The organism is Nocardiopsis sp. TNDT3 (assembly GCF_003427465.1).
Classification (GTDB): Bacteria; Actinomycetota; Actinomycetes; order Streptosporangiales; family Streptosporangiaceae; genus Nocardiopsis; species Nocardiopsis dassonvillei.
The window spans coordinates 1-2,089 of record NZ_QPFC01001169.1; the positions used below are offsets into that span (position 1 = coordinate 1).

Sequence of the window (2,089 nt, forward strand, 5' to 3'; positions counted from 1 at the left end):
GTCGAGGACGGGGGCTTGGGGAGTTCGCCGTTGAGCAGGCGGGCGTCCTCGACGCTGAGCAGTTCGACGGAGTCGCCCTCGAAGCGGTGCGGTCGCGGCTCGCCCTGGATGTGGACGTAGAAGTCGCGCTTGACGTCGTAGGCCGCGTGGCCCGACGGGGCGTGCACGATATCGCTGATCGCCCCCGAGGTGTTCAGGGTGGTGCCCGTGCTCTTCCTGAGCGTCGCCGAGTACTCCACGGCGGGTGCTTCGAGCCGGATGCTCTTGCCGTCCGGCAGTTCGAGCCAGATGCCGAAGCCGGTGCCGATCGAACCGGACACCGTGGTGGAGCGCTGCACGTCGGAGGAGACGCTCTTGACCGTGGTGTTGCTGTGCACGAAGTCGACCAGGCCGGGGGCGAAGTCCTTGCGGTCGTACTGGGTCGACACCGACCACATCCGCATGTACCGGGAAGGGCTCCCGGGGATGTCGATGCGGATGTGCGCGGAACCGTTGGACATCTGCGGCAGGTACTGCTGTACCTGGTCGTTGTCGAAGGCGGCCTCGATCCGCGCGCGGTACTCGTCGTTGCGCTTCTCCTTGCCGGAGGGGGTGTGGTCGCCGCCCCGCTTCCCCTTGGGAGGGGGGAGGAGGTGGTCGGCTAGCCAGGTGCCGAGGCTGTTCTGCCCCGGTCTGCCGCCGCCCGCCGTCGCGGTGTCGGTGCTGTCACCGCGGTCGCCGGAGGCGGTGTCCCCACCGGTTCCGCCGTCGGATGCCGGTGGGGCCGGGGAGAAGCGGGTGATCTCCAGCGGGTGGCCGGCACCTATGAACGGGCGGTTCACCGGCTTGTGGTGCCCGTTCGCGTCCGGCTTCCCGTTGTCGGGCGTGATCTGCCGGGGACCGTCGGAGGAGACCGCCTCTCCCGGCAGGTTCATGATCAGCCCGTCGTACGAGGTCCCCTCCCGCACACGCGGCGAGGTGAGGCCGGGTCCGGTGACGGACGCCTTCATGCGCAGGTCGCTGACGTAGACGTTCGGGGTGCCGAGCAGCTCGATGCCGGTACCGGAGTTGGCGCTGACCGAGGCCGTTCCGCCGGTGCTCCGGACCTGGGAGCCGCCGCGTACGCCGATGGAGAAGATCGGCCCGGCGTCGCTGCCGCTGACGTTGGCCAGGTAGATGGGGCTTCCCGTGAACTTGACGCCGACGGAGCCGCTCCCGTTCTGGGAACCGGATTCGCTGGAGGACACCCCGGGTCCGGCGTTGTGGAGCCTCAGGTGCCTGGAGTCCTCGCCGCTCAGGGACTCGGTCTTGAAGTGGTAGAAATCGCCGTCGAGTGAGCGCAGGTCGATGTCGGCGCTCCACGTCTGCCCGTCGTGGGTGGCGCTGACGGTGCGCCCGCCCTCGCGGAGGAAGGGGCGCGGCCCCTCCTTCGTGAGGATGTCGGCCACGCCGTCCAGGATCTGCTGGCGTGCGGTTTCGGGCATGTCCGGCGTGTTGGTCAGGACGTCGTCGACGAACCCGTGCAGGTGCTCGGCGAAGAGCATGTTCGGACCGAGGAGGTTGGACGTGGTCAGGTAGCCCAGGTCGTACGGCTTGCTCCGGTCCGGGGTGAAGGTGCCGTTGTAGGTGGGGGCCTGGGGCTCCTGCGGCGGGGTCCCCTCCGGCGCTGTCCCCTCCGGCGGTGTGCCCTCCGGTGCGGTCTCCTCCTGGTGAACGGGGGAGTCGGTGTCGCGCGGGCCGAGCGGGATGTCCCCGTCGGTACCGCCGAGGGGGACGGGTCCGGCGTCGTCGCTCGGGCTCGCGGGAGTCTCCAGGACGGTCATCACGGTGACCGGCTGGTCGGTGCGCAGCAGATCGGCCTGCATCCGGGCGAGGAAGTCGTAGGTCCGGTAGGCCTCGTTGGCCTGGCGCTGTGCCTCGTAGGCATGGGAGCGCAGGTCGGCGGCGTCGGGGCGGCCCTGACTCTCGGCCTCCCGGGTCTGGCTGACCAGGTCCTGGGCGCGCTGGTAGCCGCTGATCGCGTCCTTGATGCTGGCCGAGGCCATCTCTCCGAGCCGGATCGCGGTGGTGATCCTGTCCGGCGGGGTCTGGGGGGAGGGGGTCCTCTGTC

General features: G+C 70.0%; 1 protein-coding gene. It reads right to left on the reverse strand.

All coding sequences use genetic code 11. The features are described from left to right. A partial coding sequence (locus tag DQW06_RS25280) for a hypothetical protein (RefSeq protein WP_157983601.1) occupies window positions 1-2,089 on the reverse strand: 2,089 nt, incomplete at both ends.